Below are 15,558 nucleotides of genomic sequence, written 5' to 3'. Positions count from 1 at the left end.
CATGGAGCAGTGGTCCTACGTCGGCATGCTGGCGTTCTGCCTGGTCGGCACGTTGCCGCTGATCGTGGTGTTCCGGCTGCGGGTGCTGCAGCAGCCGCTGCGGCTGGTGCTCGCGATCCTGGCCGGCGGGCTGCCCTTCCTGGTGTGGGACCTGTGGGCGACCGACACGGGGCACTGGTGGTTCGACGCCGCCCAGACGCTGCGCTGGCGCGTCGGCGGCCTGCCGCTGGAGGAGATCTCGTTCTTCGTGGTGATCCCGTTCGTCTCGATCCTCACCTACGAGTCGGTCCGGGTGGTCCGCGCGAGACGGCAGGGGGCGCGATGACCTACACCGCCCTCGCGGCCGTGGCCGTCGTCGCGGCGCTGGTGCTCGACCGGTGGGTCGCCCGCACGAGGCTGACGAGCACGGCGACCTGGTGGTCGGCGTACGCGATCATCGTGGTCTTCCAGCTCCTCACCAACGGCTGGCTCACCGGCCGGGGCATCGTGCGCTACGACCCCGACGCGATCCTCGGCAGCGGCCACATCGTGCCCGTCGGCGACGGTCGACTGGTGTATGCGCCGGTCGAGGACCTCGCGTTCGGGTTCGCGCTCGTGCTCACCACCTGCGTGGCGTGGGTGTGGCTGGGCCGTCGCCAGGACCCCCGGCTCCGGGAGCCCGGCAGTGGGACCGGCGCATGACGCTCTCCGAGCGCCTGCAGGCCGCCCGCCCGACCGACATCGGCGTGGCCGGGCCGACCCCCGTCGACATGGCCAGGGCGTTCCGGTCGGTGCGCGCCGACCCGCTGACCTTCCTCGGCCGGGTCCAGCAGGAGTACGGCGACCTGGTGGCCTTCCCGGTCCCCGGGCCGCCCGCGCTGCTGGTCAACGACCCCGCCGACGTCCGGCACGTGCTGCAGACCTCCGCGCGCAGCTGGGGCAAGCAGACCGTGCAGTACGCCGCGCTCGGCCGGGTCACCGGACCGGGCCTGCTGGCCTCGGCCGAGCCGACCTGGATCGAGAACCGGCGACTGGCCGCCCCGGCGTTCCACCACCAGCGGCTGGAGGCGGTCAGCGACCAGGTGCGTGCGGCCGCGGACGCCGCGATCGGCGCGCGGCTCGGCGGTCCGGCGACCGGGGCCGTCGACGTGGCCGCGCTCACCCACCGGATCGGCCTGGACGCCGTCGGCCGGGCACTCTTCTCCACCGACCTGTCCGGCCACGCCCAGCGGCTCCTCGACGCGACCTCGGAGGCGGCCGACATCGTGGTGCGGCTGGGCCGGTCGGTCCTGCCGACCGCGGCCTGGGCACCGACCCGCACCAACCTGCGGCTGCGCACCACCCGCCGGCGCCTCGACGCGATCTCGGCCGACCTCATCGCCCAGCGCCGCGACCGCGGACGCTCGGAGCACGGCACCTACGGCGACGACCTGCTCGGGCTCCTGCTCGAGAGCGGCCTCACCGACGCCGAGATCCGCGACGAGCTGGTCACCATGGTGATCGCCGGCCACGAGACCGTGGCCGCCGCGATGGCCTGGACGCTGATGCTGCTCGCCGAGGACCAGCCCGCCCAGGAGCGGGTGCGCCGCGAGCTCGCCGCGCATCCGGGCCCGGTCTCGCTGCTGGGCCACCGCGACACGCTGCCCTTCACCCGCGCCGTGGTCGACGAGGCGCTGCGTCTCTACCCGCCGGCCTGGGTGGTCTCGCGGCGCTCGCTGGGCGAGGACGTCGTCGGCGGCCGCGCCGTGCCGGCGGGCACGCTCGCGATCGTGAGCCCCTGGCTGGTGCACCGCCGGGCCGACGCCTGGCCCGACCCGCTCGCGTTCCGGCCCGAGCGGTTCCTGGGCCTCAGCGGCCCGCCGCCGGCGTACCTCCCGTTCGGGCAGGGCCCGCGGCTGTGCATCGGCCGGGAGTTCGCGCTCGGGGAGATGGTGATCGTGCTGGCGCGGCTGCTGACGGCGTACCGCCTCGACGTGCCGGCCGGCTGGACCCGCCCGGAGCCCGAGGCGCGGGTCGCGGTGCACCCGCGCGGAGGCATGCCGCTGGTCGTGACCGCACTGGACCAGGCCCGGATGTGAGCGACCTGCTCCGCGCCCTCCTGCTGCTGGCCGGGGTCCTGGCCGGGTGGTGGCTGGTCGCCGACCTGCGGACGCCCCCGCGGGGTGCGGGGCGCAGCGACGCGGCGGGGCGGGTGTCGGTCGTCGTGCCGGCGCGCGACGAGGAGGCGTCGCTCCCCGCGCTGCTGGCGTCGGTGCGCGCGCTGACCGTCGCGGTGCGCGAGGTGGTGGTCGTCGACGACGGGTCCCGTGACCGGACGGCCGCAGTGGCGCGCGCCGCCGGCGCGACGGTGCTGCCCGCGGGCGACCCGCCGCCGGGCTGGACCGGCAAGGCGTGGGCCTGCCACGTCGGGGCGGCCGCGGCGACCGGTGACCTGCTGCTCTTCCTCGACGCCGACACGACGCTCGCCCCCGACGCGCTCGCCGGCCTGCTCCAGATCCACGACGGGTACCCGGGCCTGGTGACCGTGCAGCCCTTCCACACCGCGGTGCGGCCCTACGAGCAGCTGGCCTCCTACTTCAACGCCGTCTCGGTGCTCGCCAGCGGCGCGTTCCGCCGGCGCCCCACCGGCCGGCCGATGGCGTTCGGCCCCTGCCTGCTCACCGCCCGCGCCGCCTACGAGCACGCCGGCGGCCACGCGGCGGTGCGCGCCGAGGTGCTCGACGACGCCGAGCTCGCGGCGGCCTACCACCGGGCCGGACTACCGGTCCGGGGCGCCGTCGGTGGCGCGTCGGTCCGGATGCGCAGCTACCCGGGCGGCCTGCACCAGCTCGTGGACGGGTTCACCAAGAACTTCGCCTCGGGCGCGTCCGCGATGACGCTCGGGCCGGGCATCGCGACGGTCGCGTGGGTGCTCCTGCAGCACGCCGTCGCGCTCGGCGGGCCGCTCGCCCTGGCCGAGGTCGCCACCGGCAGCGAGCTGCCGCTGGGCGACGGGAGCCACCTGCTCTGGGCGGTCGGCTGGGTCGTCGTGGCCGGGCAGCTCGGCTGGCTGCTGCACCGGCTCGGCTCGTTCCGGTGGTGGACCTGGGCGCTCTTCCCCGTCCCGCTGGTCTTCTTCGACCTGGTCTTCGTCCGGTCGCTGGTGCGCACCGGCGTGCGCCGGTCGGTGCGGTGGCGCGGCCGGGAGGTGCGGCTCGGCCGCGGGTCGGCCGGGGAGGGCGCCTGATGCTCGACTTCGTGATGCCGGTGCCGCTGACGATCGTCGTCGACGTCGCCGCCTGGGGCTTCTTCCACACCGCCACCGGCTACGCCGCGCACCGGCGGCCCGACCGCCGGCTCGAGCACGACGGCTGGCTGCTGCGGCTGCGGCCCTTCGAGCAGGGCGGGCGGTTCTACCGCCGCCGGCTGCGCATCCACCGCTGGAAGGACCGGCTCCCGGAGGCGGGCGACCTGTTCCGTGGCGGACACAGCAAGCGCGCGCTGCCGGCGTACGACGCCGCCGGCCTCGAGCTCTTCGCGCGCGAGACGCGGCGGGCCGAGCTCGCGCACTGGTGGGCGATGGCCTGCGGGCCGCTCTTCGTGCTGTGGAACCCGCCGCTGCCGGCGACGCTGCTGATCACCTACGGCGTGCTGGTCAACCTGCCGTTCATCGTCATCCAGCGCTACAACCGGGCTCGGATCGAGGCTCTCCGGGGGCGCCTGCGGAGATGACGGCCCACGACACCGCTCGGGAGGTGGAGGTCGGCGGCGGATCCTCGCGCCACGGCCCGGTCGCGCAGCTCCTCATCGCCTGGTCGCCGCTCAGCGTCATCCTGCTCGCCTACGCCCTCGCGCAGTGGGTCAGCGGCCCGCTCACCGAGGGCGGCCTGGGCGGCACGAACCGGCTGGGCATCGGGCTGCACGTCTCCGGGCCTGCGTCGGTGGACCGTGCGGTCCTCGGCGTCGTGCCGTCGGTGTGGCTCCAGGAGCACCTGGTCGACGGGTCGACGCACTGGTACGACGCGGTCGCGGCCCTGGTCTACGTGACCCACTTCGTCTCGATCCCGCTGCTGACGGCCTACGTCTGGTTCCGGGCGCGCGACCGGTTCACCCCCTGGCTGACGGCCCTGCTGACCTTCACCGTCGTCGGGGTCGCCGGCTACCTGCTCTACCCCGCCGCTCCCCCGTGGCTGGCCTCAGCGCAGGGCGAGATCGGCCCGGTGGACCGGATCTCCCGGTTCGGCTGGCACGTCCTGCAGCTCGACCCGATCGCCCGGGTGAGCGCGCTGGGCCAGGGCGAGAGCAACCCGGTCGCCGCGATGCCGTCGCTGCACGCGGGGGCGGCGCTGTTGGTCGCCGGCTTCCTGGGGCCGCTGGTCGGCCGGTGGTGGCGGGCCGCGCTCGCGCTCTACGTCGTGCTGATGGCGCTCACCCTCGTCTACACCGGCGAGCACTACGTCGTCGACGTGGTCGCCGGGTGGCTCACCGCGGTCGCCGGGCTGGCGGCCGGCGCGGCGGTGCAGCGCCGCCGGGCGGCGCGAGCCCCGGGCTGAGCGACCGCTCCGGCGCGGGCAGGTCTGACCCGAACGGCGTGGCGGCTCAGCGGGTGACCGCTGCCGTGGGGCGGGAGGACCGCGAGACCGTCGTGTAGCTGGCCTTGCTCCCGGTCACCCGCACCACGATCCGCTTGCCGATCAGTGCTGCGGTCAGTCGTAGGGAGCGGGTCGTCTGGTGCCGGATCGCCGTGCTGCCGGCGTACCACTGGTAGCGCAGGGTCACCCCCGGGGGCCGCCAGGTGCCGGGCAGCGCCTTCAGGGTGCTACCGACCTTCGGCGTGCCGGTGGTCCGGGGGGTTGCGGGGGTGATCAGGCCACGAGCGACCTTCGCGGTCGGCGCCGACGTGCGCGACGCTGGGGCGTAGCCGTCCTTGCTGCCCTTGACCGTCACCGTGATGCGGGCACCCAGCTGGGCGGCGCGCAGCAGCAGCGTCGGGCCGGTCGCTCCGGTGATGGGCGTCTCCCCCGCGACCCACTGGTAGGTGAACGTCACCGGGTCGGGGCCCCACCCTCCGGGCTTGGCGGTCAGCGTCGATCCGACCCGCGCGCGACCGGCGACCGTGGGGATCGCGGTGGTCAGCGGTGGCGCCTGGACGCACGGTCCGGCGCAGAGCTTGCCGGCCGGGTCGGCGGTCCCGGGCGCACCCGCCGGGCCGTCGCCCCCCGGCGCACCGTTGGCGCCGTTCACCCCGTTGGCGCCCGGGTCGCCGTGTCCGGGGTGCTGTTCGTCACCGTTCGGCGGCTCGGTCCCGTCGCTGCCGCCTCCGCCGCTGCCACCCTTGCCGCCGAGGCCGCCCGTGCCGCCGGCCCTGCCGAAGCCTCCAGCGCCGCCGACGACCGCGTCGCCGGCGTAGTCGTTGAACACGTAGTCCACGGCCGGCTGCGTAGTGAAGGTCCCGCCGCCCGCGGCCGAACCGCCCGGGCCGCCGGGGCCGGTGTCGCCACCGTCGCCACCCCTGCCGCCGGCGCCACCGGCCGAGCCGTCGATCCCGGCCGACCCCGCATCCAGCGGTTGGCCCCCCGAGCCACCGAGGCCGCCGTCGCCGCCGTAGCCGCCGCTGCCGCCGGCACCTGCAGCGCCGCCGTGGCCACCGTTCGCGACGTTGCCGTAGATCCAGCCGGCGTGCAGCGACCAGTCCGCCGAGGAGTTGTAGATCCCGCCGCCCGCGGCCGGACCACCGGCCCCGCCGGTGCCGCCCTTGCCGCCGTGGCCGCCCCAGCCGCCGGACCCGGCGCCGCCAGGGGCTCCGGCGCTCCCGCCGCCGACCCCGTTCCCGGCCGCGCCGCCGTAACCACCCTGGCCGCCGGCCCCGCCCGCGCCGCCCGCGCCGCCGTCACCGCCGACGGCGTACGCGCCCTGGACGACGAGGCGGTCGGAGTAGGCGATGTCGTCCCTGGACCGGGCAAGCAGGCTGCCGGTGTTGTAGAGGGCACCGCCCTGGCCGACGCCACCCGGCCCGCCGGTGCCGCCCTGGCCGCCTGCCCCACCGGCCGAGCCCGAGGCACCGTCCGTGCCGTCGGGCCCGGCACCCCACCCGCCGACGTCGCCCATGTCGTCGGCCGGACCAGGTGGGGCTCCCGCGCTCGACGGCCCGGCGTAGCCGCCGTCGCCGTTGTCGTCCCAGCCGCCGGCACCGCTGCCGCCGCTCCCGCCCGAGCCTCCGGCGCCGCCGGAGGCCGAGCCGGAGAGGAACGCGTCGAAGACCGTCACGCTGCCAGGCTCGAAGCCGGCGAGCCCTCCGCCGCGACCCGCACCACCTGCGCCGCCGGACACACCCGCTCCTCCGCCGGACAGCGGCCCGGCGGGGCCGCCGCCGCCACCGGCGCCGCCGCTGCCGCCGTCGCCACCGGCACCACCGGGGGTCGGGGCGCCGCCGGCGCCGGGCTGCCGCTCGATCGTGCCCGACGAGAGCACGGCACTGCTGCCCGGACCGCCCGGGCCGCCGCCACCGCCGTAGGCGGCACCGTTGAGGCCGGCCCGGCCCGCCGGGGTCGACCGGACCTCCGCCGTCCCGCGGTTGGCCACGGCACCGCCGGCCGCGTCGCCGCCTGCGCCGGGCGCGGCACCGGGCAGGGTCGCGCCGGTGGCACCGCTGGGACCCGCGGCCCCGCCGGCGGCACCCGACCCACCGTTGACCGATCCCCCACCGCCGTCGCCACCGGACCCGCCGAACCCGCCGGCACCGGCCGCGCCGGCCTGGCCGCCCCCACCGCCCGTGCCGGCCGTGACCGTGCCCTGGACGCTGGAGTCCTCGACGCGCAGCGAGCCGCGGTTGTCGATGCTGCCGCCCTCGGCCGAGCCACCCTTTGAGCCAGGTGCGGGCAGGCCGCCGGCGCCGCCGTCGACGCCCGCTCCTCCTGGACCGGCCTCGCCGCCCGGGTAGGGGTCACCCTTGGAGCCGACAACGCCGACCCCGCCGCCACCACCGTCGCCGCCGCGGGCGGGCACTGTCGTCTGGCCGGCACCACCGCCGCCGCCGTACCCACCGCTCCCGGTGTGCACCGAGCCCGAGGTGAGCTGGCAGCCGCCGCTGATCACGAGCGTGCCGGTGTTGTAGATGTCGCCTCCCGCGGCCGGCGCGCCCGGCGCGGACGGGCCGCCCTCACCACCGGCGCCGCTGGTGCCGCTGCCCCCGCCCGCCCCTCCGGTGCCACCGTCGCCACCGTCGCCGCTGGCCCCCGCGCCACCGAAGCCGCCGTCGCCGCCCGGTCCGCCGGTGCCACCGTTGCCCCCGCCACCTCCGTTGCCACCGGAGCCGGAGATCACCTCGTTGGACGTGAGCGTGGTCGCGACCAGGGTGAGGGTGCCGGCGTTGCTGATCGCGCCGCCGCGGGCGAGGCCGCCGGCAGCCGCCGCTCCGCCGGGGCCGCCCGCCCCGCCCTTCGCACCCTTGCCACCCTTGCCGCCGGGGCCGCCGGTGATGCACTTCTGGGCGATGTTCGACCCTTCGGCACCGTCCCCGCCGTCACCACCCCGGCCGCCGGTGCCGCCGTCGCCGCCGCGTCCTCCGCTCCCGCCGTTGCCGCCCACGGCCGAGCTGTCGCGGATCGTCACGTGGTCGAGGGTGACGACGCCGGCGGTGATCCGGATCGAACCGCCCTCGGCGCTCGCGCCGGCGGTGCCGGGCTTCCCGGCTCCGCCGGGTGCTCCCGCCTTGCCCGGAGCGCCCGCCCCGCCGGCCTCTCCGGTGGAGCCGCTGCAGGTGCCGACGTCGCCGTCCGAGCCGGCCGCGCCGTTGGCGCCCGGCGCTCCGGCCGCGCCGGCCGCACCCGTGGTGCCGCTCGCACCGACGACCGCTCCGTTCCTCAGCGTGAGCTGGTGCAGGGTCAGCGTGCCGCCGGTGACGGTGAAGAAGCGGCTCGTCGACTGGGCGTCCAGCGTCGAACCGTTGCCCTCGATCGTCACCGTCCGGCCGGACGGGACGGTCATCGCGGCCGTGATCAGCATCGGCGAGCAGGTGACCCCGAAGGTGATCGTGCCTCCGGCCGCGACCGCGTCGCGGAGCTTCGTCTCGTCGCAGCTGTTCAGGGTCGTGCTCGCATCGGCCGGTGGCACGGCCACCAGGGTCACGGCGCCGAGCGCGCCGGCGAGGGTCCACCCGAGGAGCGCCGCGCGGCGCCGGCCGATCATCTCGGGAACGTAACCCCGCACCGGCGCCGCGAGCCATAGCCCGACCGGGCGCCGTCAGTAGTCCCGGTGCGATGCGAGCGCGGTCACCACCGGTCGAGGTGGAGAACGCTCTCGAGGCCCTGGCGGGCAGCCGGGTGGAACGAGCTGCCCGTGTAGTAGGCGGTGGGGATGAGCGCGGCCTGGTGCACGTCGTCCGGCAGGTCGAGGATCGTGCGGGCCTCGTCCTCGTACGCCAGGTGGAGGGTGGTCCACGCGGTCCCCAACCCGCGACTCCGGGCGGCCAGCATGTAGCTCCAGACGGCCGGTAGGAGGGAGCCCCAGAACCCCGCCTGGTTGCCCGGCGGGAGGCTTCCGGTCGTCGACCGCAGGCAGGGCACGACGAGCACCGGCACCTGTCCGATCCGCTCCCCCAGCCAGGCGACGCTGTCCCCGACCCGCCGCTGGACCGGAGCACGCTCCGGGTCGTCCGCGAACAGCTGCGCCGCGGAGTGCGCCGAGGTCAGGTAGGACTCGAGCGCCCGCCGGTACAACGCCCCCAGGCGCTCCCGCTGCTCCGGGTCGGTCACCACGACCCACTCCCACGACTGGCGGTTGGAGCCCGAGGGAGCCTGGAGCGCGAGCTCGAGGCACTCCTTGACGAGCTCCAGCGGGACGGGCCGGTCCAGGTCGAGCCGCCTGCGCACCGCGCGGGTGGTCGTCAGCAGCTCGTCGGTGGTCAGGTGGGTCACGTCCATGCTGCGATCGTCCCATCGGGCGCCGCGGGCGGTCGCCGGGGCGAGGGGTCGTGTGCTTCACACCGACCCCTGGGTAGTTGTCGGGCACACGACCCAATCACTTTCGCTGGTGGTGCGACAGGGACGGCGTGGTCGTCCGAGACGCCCCGGGTCCGCCGGCCCATACTGGGCGCATGCGCAAGGTCGCCGCTGCCCTCTTCCTGGCGTGGATGCTCCTGCTCCCGGCAACGGCGCACGCGCAGACGCAGCACACACCTGACCCGGCGGGCGACGGCCTGAAGGGGCGCGCGCTCGACATCACGGACGTGAAGCTCGCGAACCGCCACCGCGCCCTCGAGGCCACCATCTCCGTCCTGCGCGTCGCGCACGGCGATCTCGGCCTGCTCCTGCAGGAGAGGCATGGCGGGCAGGCCCGAACCGTCGCCGCGGTGCTGAGCTACCACCTAGCGAGCGGTGACAGGAACCGCTTCCTGGGCCTGCCCCACCGGCGACGCTGCGGCGGGTTGGTCGTGAGGTGGGACGCCGACCACCACCGGATCCGGATCTCGATCCCCTCGCGGTGCCTCCGCCACGGCGGCTATGGCGCGCTCCGGGCCCGGGTGATCACCGAGATCGGGAGCGACGCCGACCTGGCCCCCAACCGGCCGGACGGCAGCTGGACCTGGACCCGGTGGGTGCGGCGCGCGTGAGAGCAGCTGGCTCCCCTCGCCTGGCGCTGGCTACTGCCGGTCCTCGCCGGCATCCTCCTGTTCGACGGGGTCATGGGCCGTCGCCGGTGTCGAGACGGTCGGGCCAGCGGTGTGTCGGCCACCGTTTCGTGCAGCCGATCGGTGGCTGAGTCACCGCTGCAGGCCCGGAAGCCCGGATCTCGCCTGATCCGGTCGTTGGCGGTGACTGGCGCGCCGACAGCGACGCCGAGTCAGGCACACGACCCGCCACCTCCGTTGCCCAGCGCGAGCGCGTCGAGGAGACGCCCGTAGGTCGCGTCCTCGCCGAGTTCCGTCGTGTCGATGCGGATGACGTCCGGGCGATGCGCCAGGTAGTCGGCGAGATGACGCCGGATCCGGCCGACCAGGTCGGATGCGGGATCGTCGAGGGCAACCTGGACCAGGGCCTCGACCTCCGAGGCCGGCCGCTTGCCGCGCAGGCGTCGGAGGTGCTCGTCGTCGTCGGCCAGCAGGGCGACCTGCACGTACGCCGCGCCGACCGACGCCGCCGCCGCCTCGAAGGCCGGGTCCGGGTCGCGGTCGTGGACGGTCACCAGCTGCGGGAGCACCACGTCGTGTCCCGAGCGCAGGTGCCGCAGGAGGAGGTCGCGTCCGTGCCCTCGGGCCGTCTCCAGCGCGGCCGAGAAGTCCTGCCGCCAGCCGCCGACCAGTCCGGCGAGCACGTCGAGGTCCAGCACGAGGGTGCCCGGGTGGTCGTCGGCGTACCGACGCGCCAGCGTGGACTTCCCGACCCGTGACGGACCGTTGAGGTGGATCAGTCGGGGCACGGCCCGACGCTACGTGGCGTCAGGAGGAACGGCGTGCCGCCGAGCCGGCGCAGGCCTGGCAGGTCGACGAAGGTCATCGCCACGACCACCCCGTCCGGCCCGGCGCGCAGCTCGTCGCGCACCCAGCGCCACGGCAACGGGGCGTCGGCGGCGTACGAGACGACCAGCGCCGGCCGGCCGTCGGCCAGGGAGGTGCCCGGCGCGAGGGTCATCGGGAGGACCTCGGCGAGGCCGCTGCCGCGGCGCACGAGGTTCATGCCCGTGACGTCGCCCGCGGCGGTCCGGCGGAACCGCTTCCCGTGCCAGCGCCGGAGGCCGAGCACGCCGAGTCCGGGCGGCGCGACGCGGGTGAGCGGGGCGACGAAGGAGGCCTCGAGGTCCCCGGCGGCGTCGTGCAGGACCGCATCGGTCTCCACGGCGGGCAGCGTCGGCCACAGGCGCGCGAGGGAGCGGACGCTCGCCCGGGCCGGTGGACCGACCTCCGTCGGACCGGGCAAGGCAGCGTCCGGCGCGGGGAAGGTGGTCGCGAACCGCTCGGCCAGGGCGGTGATCGTCAGCGACGGGTTCACGCCCACGTTGGCGGGGATGACGCTGGCGTCGGCGACGTAGAGACCGGGGTGGCCGAACACCTCGTGCCTGGCGTCGACCACTCCGTCGGCGGCGCTCGTGCCCATCACCGCGCCGCCGAGGACGTGGGCCGTCACCGAGAGGCCGCCCACCGACTCGCCGACCAGGTTGAGCGGGCGACCGCCGGACGCGTCGGCGAAGGCCCGGGTGACGGCGTTGGCGACGGGGAGGTTGCTCGGCGGGCGTACGCCGTCGGTCACCCGTGAGCGCAGTACCCGGCGCCACGGCTGCCACGGCGACCGGCGCAGGTCGAGGGCCAGCTCGCTGTCGTGGCGCTGCATGGTGGTGAGGACGGTCAGCCGCCTCAGGAAGTCGCGCGCCCCGACCAGCCGGGCCTGGGCCACCGGGTGCCGCGCGAGCGCGCCCAGCACCCGCCTGGCCCGGCGCCCCCGGTCGTCGTCGTCGACCATCGGGCCCAGCTGGGCCCGCATGTGCCAGCCACCGATGTAGCGGTTCTGGGTGACGTGGGTGCGCGGGTCGGGGTGGAAGTGGCTGGAGATCGTGGGGCCGCGCGAGAGGTCCTCGCCGGGTGGCTGCAGCACCGCGGTCAGCGCCTCGGAGTTGGTGCGCACGTGCCGGCCGAGCTCGTCCGACACGTGTGGGAGGGTGCCGAGCTCGTCGCGGCACCGGTGCAGCAGCTCGACGGTCCCCAGCACCCCGCCGGCGAGCACCACCCGAGGCGCCGTCAGGGTGGTGTGCCCTCCCCGCCGCCACGGGTGCCGGGTCTCGACCTGGTAGCCGCCGCGCCACGGGCGCAGCGAGGTGACCTCGGACTCGGCCCTGATCGTGGCCCCGCGCCGCTCGGCCAGGTGGAGGTAGTTGCGGGTCAGGTCGTTCTTGGCGCCGTACGGGCAGCCGAGCAGGCACTCGCCGCACAACCGACACCCGGTGCGCTCCGGACCCTCACCGCCGAAGAACGGGTCCGGCTCGGTCACCCCGGGCTCGCCGAAGTGGATCGCGCTCGGCACCGGTCCGAAGGTCGAGCCCGCGCCGACCGTCTGGGCGGCCAGCTCCAGGTACGTGTCCATCCTGCCGTGGTGCGGGCAGTCGACCCGGCCGAGCATCCGGGCGGCCTCGGCGAGGTGGGGGGCGAGCCCGGCGCGGTCGATGCCCAGCCGGCGCAGCGCCGGGGCGTCGTAGAAGTCGTCACCGGGCTCGAGCAGGACTCCCGCCCAGACGATCGAGCCACCGCCCACGGCGGTGCCGCCGATGATCGCGACGTGACGGAAGATGCGCTGCCAGAAGAAGCCGCGAAGGCCGGCGCCGGGCTGCCACAGGTACGCGCGCGGGTCCCGCCGGGCCCGGAGCAGGTCGTCCGCGGTGAGCCGTCGGCCCTTCTCCAGCACCGTCACCCGGTGCCCGGCCTCGGCCAGGCGCAGCGCGGTGACCGCACCCCCGAACCCGCTGCCCACCACGAGGACGTCGGCGTCCCATCCCCTCGCCCGGGTCTGCATGGCCTCACCGTAGTGCCGGCCGGTCACCCCGGGTGGGGTGAACGGACGACGCAGCAGCCGGGCGCGGACGGGAGCGGGCGGGCGCCGCCCGCCTGCTCCCGTCCTCCCGGTGCTCGCGAGGCGGCTAGTTGCCGAGGACCGCCTGCTCGGCGTTCACCACGCCGTAGCCGTCGACCCCGGTCCAGCCGCGTCCGAGTCGGTTGACGAAGCGACCGGCCCACTTCTTGCCGGAGGTCGTCGTCGCGGTGAACCGCATGCCCTGGGTCAGCCGCTGACCGCTCGGCATCGCGACCGCCCCGCCGAGCTCGTCGGCGCCGTTGCCCTCGATCGACAGGAGCGAGGGCGACCACTCGGCCGCGTCGCGGTCGACGCCGAACGTGAACGCCTGGCCACGGTGCAACGGCTTGGTGAAGGAGAGCCGCAGCGTGGTGTAGACGCCCTTCGGCAGCGCCTTCGGATGGCCGGAGAAGCTGGCGTGGATCTGGCCCTTGCGGATGCCGTGGGCGGTGCCGACCGCGAAGGGGAAGCCTCCGGAGCGGTAGTCCCCTCGCTGGGCGAGCCTGCGGGTGTCGAAGACCAGGCCGCGCAGCGACGTCGGGCTCGCGGTCCGGGCGTCGAGGACGATCGACCGCAACGGCTTGGCGCCGGTGTACTTCACCCGGAAGAACGACCGGTCCGCCAACGACCCCGGCGTCAGGTTGCGCTCGTCGCTCTGGTCGCCGACCGCGGTGATCGTCAGGCCCCTCGTGGACCCGTGGGCGCGGAAGGGGTCGAGGTCGTGGGCGAACGCGCTCCGCTCGAGCCGGTTGCGGACCTGGGCCGGCGTCAGCGACCCCGGACCGCCGGCCTTCTCCAGCACCAGCGCGGCGATGGCCGCCGCGTGCGGTGCGGCCGCGCTCGTGCCGCCGAAGTTCGGGAACGAGTCGGGGTCCCGCGTGTCGTCGGCGACGAAGAACGTGGTGTTGCCCCGGTCGGTCGAGGCGACGTCCGGCTTCTGGCGCACCTGCGGCTTCGCGTAGGCGTTGCCGGCGGAGTCGAAGTAGACCGGCATCCGGCCGCCGTATGACGTGTAGGACTCCGGCAGGAAGGACTTGAACGGGTCATACGCCGCGACCGCGACCGCGCCGGCGGCCGCGGGGTGACCCACGATCGACACGGCGGTCGGGCTGTAGTGCTCACCCACGTAGCCCTCGCCCCAGATCTGGTATGACATCCGCGAGACGTCCGTCCTGCCGGTCGTGGCGCGGGCGACGACCATCTGGAAGCTCGAGAGGCCACCGATCGGCAGCACCTCCTGCGGGCGGCCCGACAGCGTGTTGTCGTCACCGGCGACGCCCAGGTAGTGGCCCTGCGAGTCGAAGATCAGCAGGTTGAAGTCCGTGGTCACCTTCGACGGCGCCACGACCGGGCTCATGTCGACGGTGAAGTCGCCGGTCGCACCGTCGTAGCCGCTCACCGTGATCGTGTAGGTGCCCGACTGGTCGAGCGTGGTCGCGAGGCGCTCCGGCGAACTGCCGGTGTCCACCGGCCCGACCTCGGTGCCGTCGGGCTTCTTCAGGTCGAGGATCAGGTCGACGCCCCCGGACGGCACGCCGTCGGTGGTGACCAGCACCTCCTTGCCCTGCTGCTCGGGCGTCGGCGTGAACTCGAAGGTGACCCCGTCGGCGGTGTTCGCGTCGGTCAGGGTGCCGCTGTCGCTCAGGAAGGGAGCACCGACGCTCGCGCCGTTCAGGTCGACCGGGTCGTTCCAGGACAGCAGGATCTGGGCGCCCGCGTTCGGGTCCAGGTTGATCGTCTGCCCGACGTCGGTGCCCGCGCCCGGGTCCATGTCCTCGAGCCCCCCGGCGTACAGCGCCGGGTCGACGGCGGAGAAGTCCAGGTTGGTGCCGCGGGCGCCGGCCTTCTTGCTGACCAGGTGGATCGGGGCGCTCCACGCCTGGTGGTCACCGCCGTTGCCGGCCGCGGAGAAGTAGGTGACGCCGTCGGCCGTCACGTCGTTGATCGCGTCGCTGATCAGGTTGTCGGCGTAGGGCGTCTCGTCGCCGTAGCCCACGTCGTCGACGATCACGTCGGCGCCGCAGTCGCCGCTCTTGTCGGCCAGCGCGCGGATGTTGTTCGCGAACCCGACCTGGCCCTCGCCGGCCTGGGCGAAGCACAGCTTCGCGTCCGGTGCGATGTCGTGGACGATCTGGAGCATCGCGCGGCCCTCGTCGGTGGCATCGGGCGGGCCCTCGTCCACCACGACGACGGGCTGGGAGTTCTGCGGGTTGCCGACACCCGGCAGGTCGCCCGACGCGACGTCCTGGGCGGCGTGGTCGGTCAGCGGGTCGCCGAACACGTCCTCGGTGGCCGTGTCGTAGGAGTCCGAGAGCACGCCGATCGTCATGCCGGCACCCCTGATCCCCTGGGCGAGCACCTTGTTCACCCGCTGGAAGTTCACGCCCTGCGTCGTCGTCGAGCCGGCGTGGGTCTGCGGGCGCAGCACCTGGGCGAGGGTGCCGGTGCCCGGCAGCACGGACAGGCTCGGCACCGCCGACACCGGGACGAAGCCCTCCAGGACGCCCAGACCGGGGTCGGTCGCGGTGACGACCATGCCGAGCGCGACCGCGCTGCGGCGCAGGGCGGCCCGGTCGGCGCCGGCCCGCGGGGTCAGGTCGACCAGCACGCGGCCCTGCGCGTCGCGCACGACCGTCGAGGACTGGTCGATGCGCAGGCCTCCGGAGCCGCTCAGCGCGCTGGTGCCGGCGGTCTTCTCGGCGACCAGACGGGCCAGGCCGTTGCCGAGGGGCGAGTCGACGTACCGCTCGGTCGACTGCGCGCCGGTGGCGGATCGCCCACCGGTCGGTCCCGAGCTGCCGTGCGCGGCGACCGATGGGGCCGCGACGTAGGTGAGGCCGCCAAGGGCAGCGACGGCGGTGGCGATGGCGAGCAGACGCCGGTGGTCCATGGAGCCTCCGATGAGGTCGGGGGGCGCCCGGGCGGCGCCGCGGGACAATCTACGTGCCCGCCCGGCTCGTGGCGCAAGGACTCCACCGAAGAGACGTCCGCACGGGCCGACGTCCGCGCCGGCCGACCGTCCACCGGTCCACTGTCGGTGCCGTGA

12 protein-coding genes are annotated in these 15,558 nt (G+C 75.4%); 7 read left to right on the top strand and 5 right to left on the bottom strand.

Annotated elements, in window-relative coordinates; translation table 11 throughout:
• The first annotated feature begins 1 nt into the window (after nt 1).
• Genes ACILRH_RS05110 through ACILRH_RS05085 form a run of 6 tightly spaced genes read left to right on the top strand, consistent with a single transcriptional unit; the run spans nt 2 to nt 4,511 of the window.
• Nucleotides 2–325 carry a lycopene cyclase domain-containing protein gene (locus ACILRH_RS05110; RefSeq protein ID WP_395691306.1) on the top strand — a complete coding sequence of 108 codons (324 nt, stop codon included), beginning with the start codon at nt 2–4 and terminating at the stop codon, nt 323–325.
• Nucleotides 322–681 carry a lycopene cyclase domain-containing protein gene (locus tag ACILRH_RS05105; RefSeq protein WP_395691304.1) on the top strand — a complete coding sequence of 120 codons (360 nt, stop codon included), beginning with the start codon at nt 322–324 and terminating at the stop codon, nt 679–681. The genes ACILRH_RS05110 and ACILRH_RS05105 overlap by 4 nt, the downstream gene beginning before the upstream one ends.
• Nucleotides 678–2,057, top strand: coding sequence for a cytochrome P450 (locus ACILRH_RS05100; protein WP_395691302.1), 1,380 nt, complete (start codon nt 678–680; stop codon nt 2,055–2,057). Before ACILRH_RS05105 ends, ACILRH_RS05100 begins: the two co-directional genes overlap by 4 nt.
• A complete protein-coding gene (locus ACILRH_RS05095) occupies nt 2,054–3,205 on the top strand; it encodes a glycosyltransferase (RefSeq protein WP_395691300.1) in 1,152 nt (383 codons plus the stop codon). The genes ACILRH_RS05100 and ACILRH_RS05095 overlap by 4 nt, the downstream gene beginning before the upstream one ends.
• Entirely contained in the window at nt 3,205–3,690 is a 486-nt protein-coding gene (locus ACILRH_RS05090) for a hypothetical protein (protein WP_395691299.1), read from the top strand. Before ACILRH_RS05095 ends, ACILRH_RS05090 begins: the two co-directional genes overlap by 1 nt.
• Nucleotides 3,687–4,511 carry a phosphatase PAP2 family protein gene (locus ACILRH_RS05085; RefSeq protein WP_395691297.1) on the top strand — a complete coding sequence of 275 codons (825 nt, stop codon included), beginning with the start codon at nt 3,687–3,689 and terminating at the stop codon, nt 4,509–4,511. Before ACILRH_RS05090 ends, ACILRH_RS05085 begins: the two co-directional genes overlap by 4 nt.
• 46 nt (nt 4,512–4,557) lie before the next feature.
• Here ACILRH_RS05085 and ACILRH_RS05080 read toward each other — a convergent pair whose 3' ends face one another.
• Together ACILRH_RS05080 and ACILRH_RS05075 are read right to left on the bottom strand one after the other, a co-directional pair.
• Nucleotides 4,558–8,145, bottom strand: a complete 3,588-nt coding sequence (locus ACILRH_RS05080) for a hypothetical protein (RefSeq protein WP_395691295.1) — start codon at nt 8,143–8,145, stop codon at nt 4,558–4,560.
• An 83-nt stretch (nt 8,146–8,228) separates the two neighbouring features.
• Nucleotides 8,229–8,879, bottom strand: a complete 651-nt coding sequence (locus tag ACILRH_RS05075) for a nitroreductase family protein (RefSeq protein WP_395691294.1) — start codon at nt 8,877–8,879, stop codon at nt 8,229–8,231.
• 173 nt (nt 8,880–9,052) lie between these two features.
• On the opposite strand from ACILRH_RS05075, the gene ACILRH_RS05070 reads away from it, so the two are divergent.
• The gene (locus ACILRH_RS05070; RefSeq protein ID WP_395691292.1) at nt 9,053–9,568 is read left to right on the top strand and encodes a hypothetical protein; all 516 of its coding nucleotides are present in this window, start codon (nt 9,053–9,055) and stop codon (nt 9,566–9,568) included.
• 230 nt (nt 9,569–9,798) lie between these two features.
• On the opposite strand, the gene ACILRH_RS05065 is transcribed toward ACILRH_RS05070, so the two are convergent.
• The 3 genes from ACILRH_RS05065 to ACILRH_RS05055 all read right to left on the bottom strand — a co-directional run bounded on the left by ACILRH_RS05065 (nt 9,799) and on the right by ACILRH_RS05055 (nt 15,402).
• Entirely contained in the window at nt 9,799–10,374 is a 576-nt protein-coding gene (locus ACILRH_RS05065; protein WP_395691290.1) for an AAA family ATPase, read from the bottom strand.
• The gene (locus tag ACILRH_RS05060; RefSeq protein WP_395691289.1) at nt 10,362–12,455 is read right to left on the bottom strand and encodes an FAD-dependent oxidoreductase; all 2,094 of its coding nucleotides are present in this window, start codon (nt 12,453–12,455) and stop codon (nt 10,362–10,364) included. The genes ACILRH_RS05065 and ACILRH_RS05060 overlap by 13 nt, the downstream gene beginning before the upstream one ends.
• A 124-nt stretch (nt 12,456–12,579) precedes the next feature.
• Entirely contained in the window at nt 12,580–15,402 is a 2,823-nt protein-coding gene (locus ACILRH_RS05055; RefSeq protein ID WP_395691287.1) for a S8 family serine peptidase, read from the bottom strand.
• Nucleotides 15,403–15,558 lie beyond the last annotated feature (156 nt).

The organism is Nocardioides sp. (genome assembly GCF_044226765.1).
GTDB lineage: Bacteria > Actinomycetota > Actinomycetes > Propionibacteriales > Nocardioidaceae > Nocardioides.
This window is presented reverse-complemented; position numbering and strand designations above follow the sequence as displayed.

Bases quoted from the DNA above. Each gene is read 5' to 3' on its own strand.
- ACILRH_RS05110 (WP_395691306.1), top strand. From the start codon at position 2: ATGGAGCAGTGGTCCTACGTCGGCATGCTGGCGTTCTGCCTGGTCGGC.
- ACILRH_RS05105 (WP_395691304.1), top strand. From the start codon at position 322: ATGACCTACACCGCCCTCGCGGCCGTGGCCGTCGTCGCGGCGCTGGTG.
- ACILRH_RS05100 (WP_395691302.1), top strand. From the start codon at position 678: ATGACGCTCTCCGAGCGCCTGCAGGCCGCCCGCCCGACCGACATCGGC.
- ACILRH_RS05090 (WP_395691299.1), top strand. From the start codon at position 3,205: ATGCTCGACTTCGTGATGCCGGTGCCGCTGACGATCGTCGTCGACGTC.
- ACILRH_RS05085 (WP_395691297.1), top strand. From the start codon at position 3,687: ATGACGGCCCACGACACCGCTCGGGAGGTGGAGGTCGGCGGCGGATCC.
- ACILRH_RS05080 (WP_395691295.1), bottom strand. From the start codon at position 8,145: ATGATCGGCCGGCGCCGCGCGGCGCTCCTCGGGTGGACCCTCGCCGGC.
- ACILRH_RS05075 (WP_395691294.1), bottom strand. From the start codon at position 8,879: ATGGACGTGACCCACCTGACCACCGACGAGCTGCTGACGACCACCCGC.
- ACILRH_RS05070 (WP_395691292.1), top strand. From the start codon at position 9,053: ATGCGCAAGGTCGCCGCTGCCCTCTTCCTGGCGTGGATGCTCCTGCTC.
- ACILRH_RS05060 (WP_395691289.1), bottom strand. From the start codon at position 12,455: ATGCAGACCCGGGCGAGGGGATGGGACGCCGACGTCCTCGTGGTGGGC.
- ACILRH_RS05055 (WP_395691287.1), bottom strand. From the start codon at position 15,402: ATGGACCACCGGCGTCTGCTCGCCATCGCCACCGCCGTCGCTGCCCTT.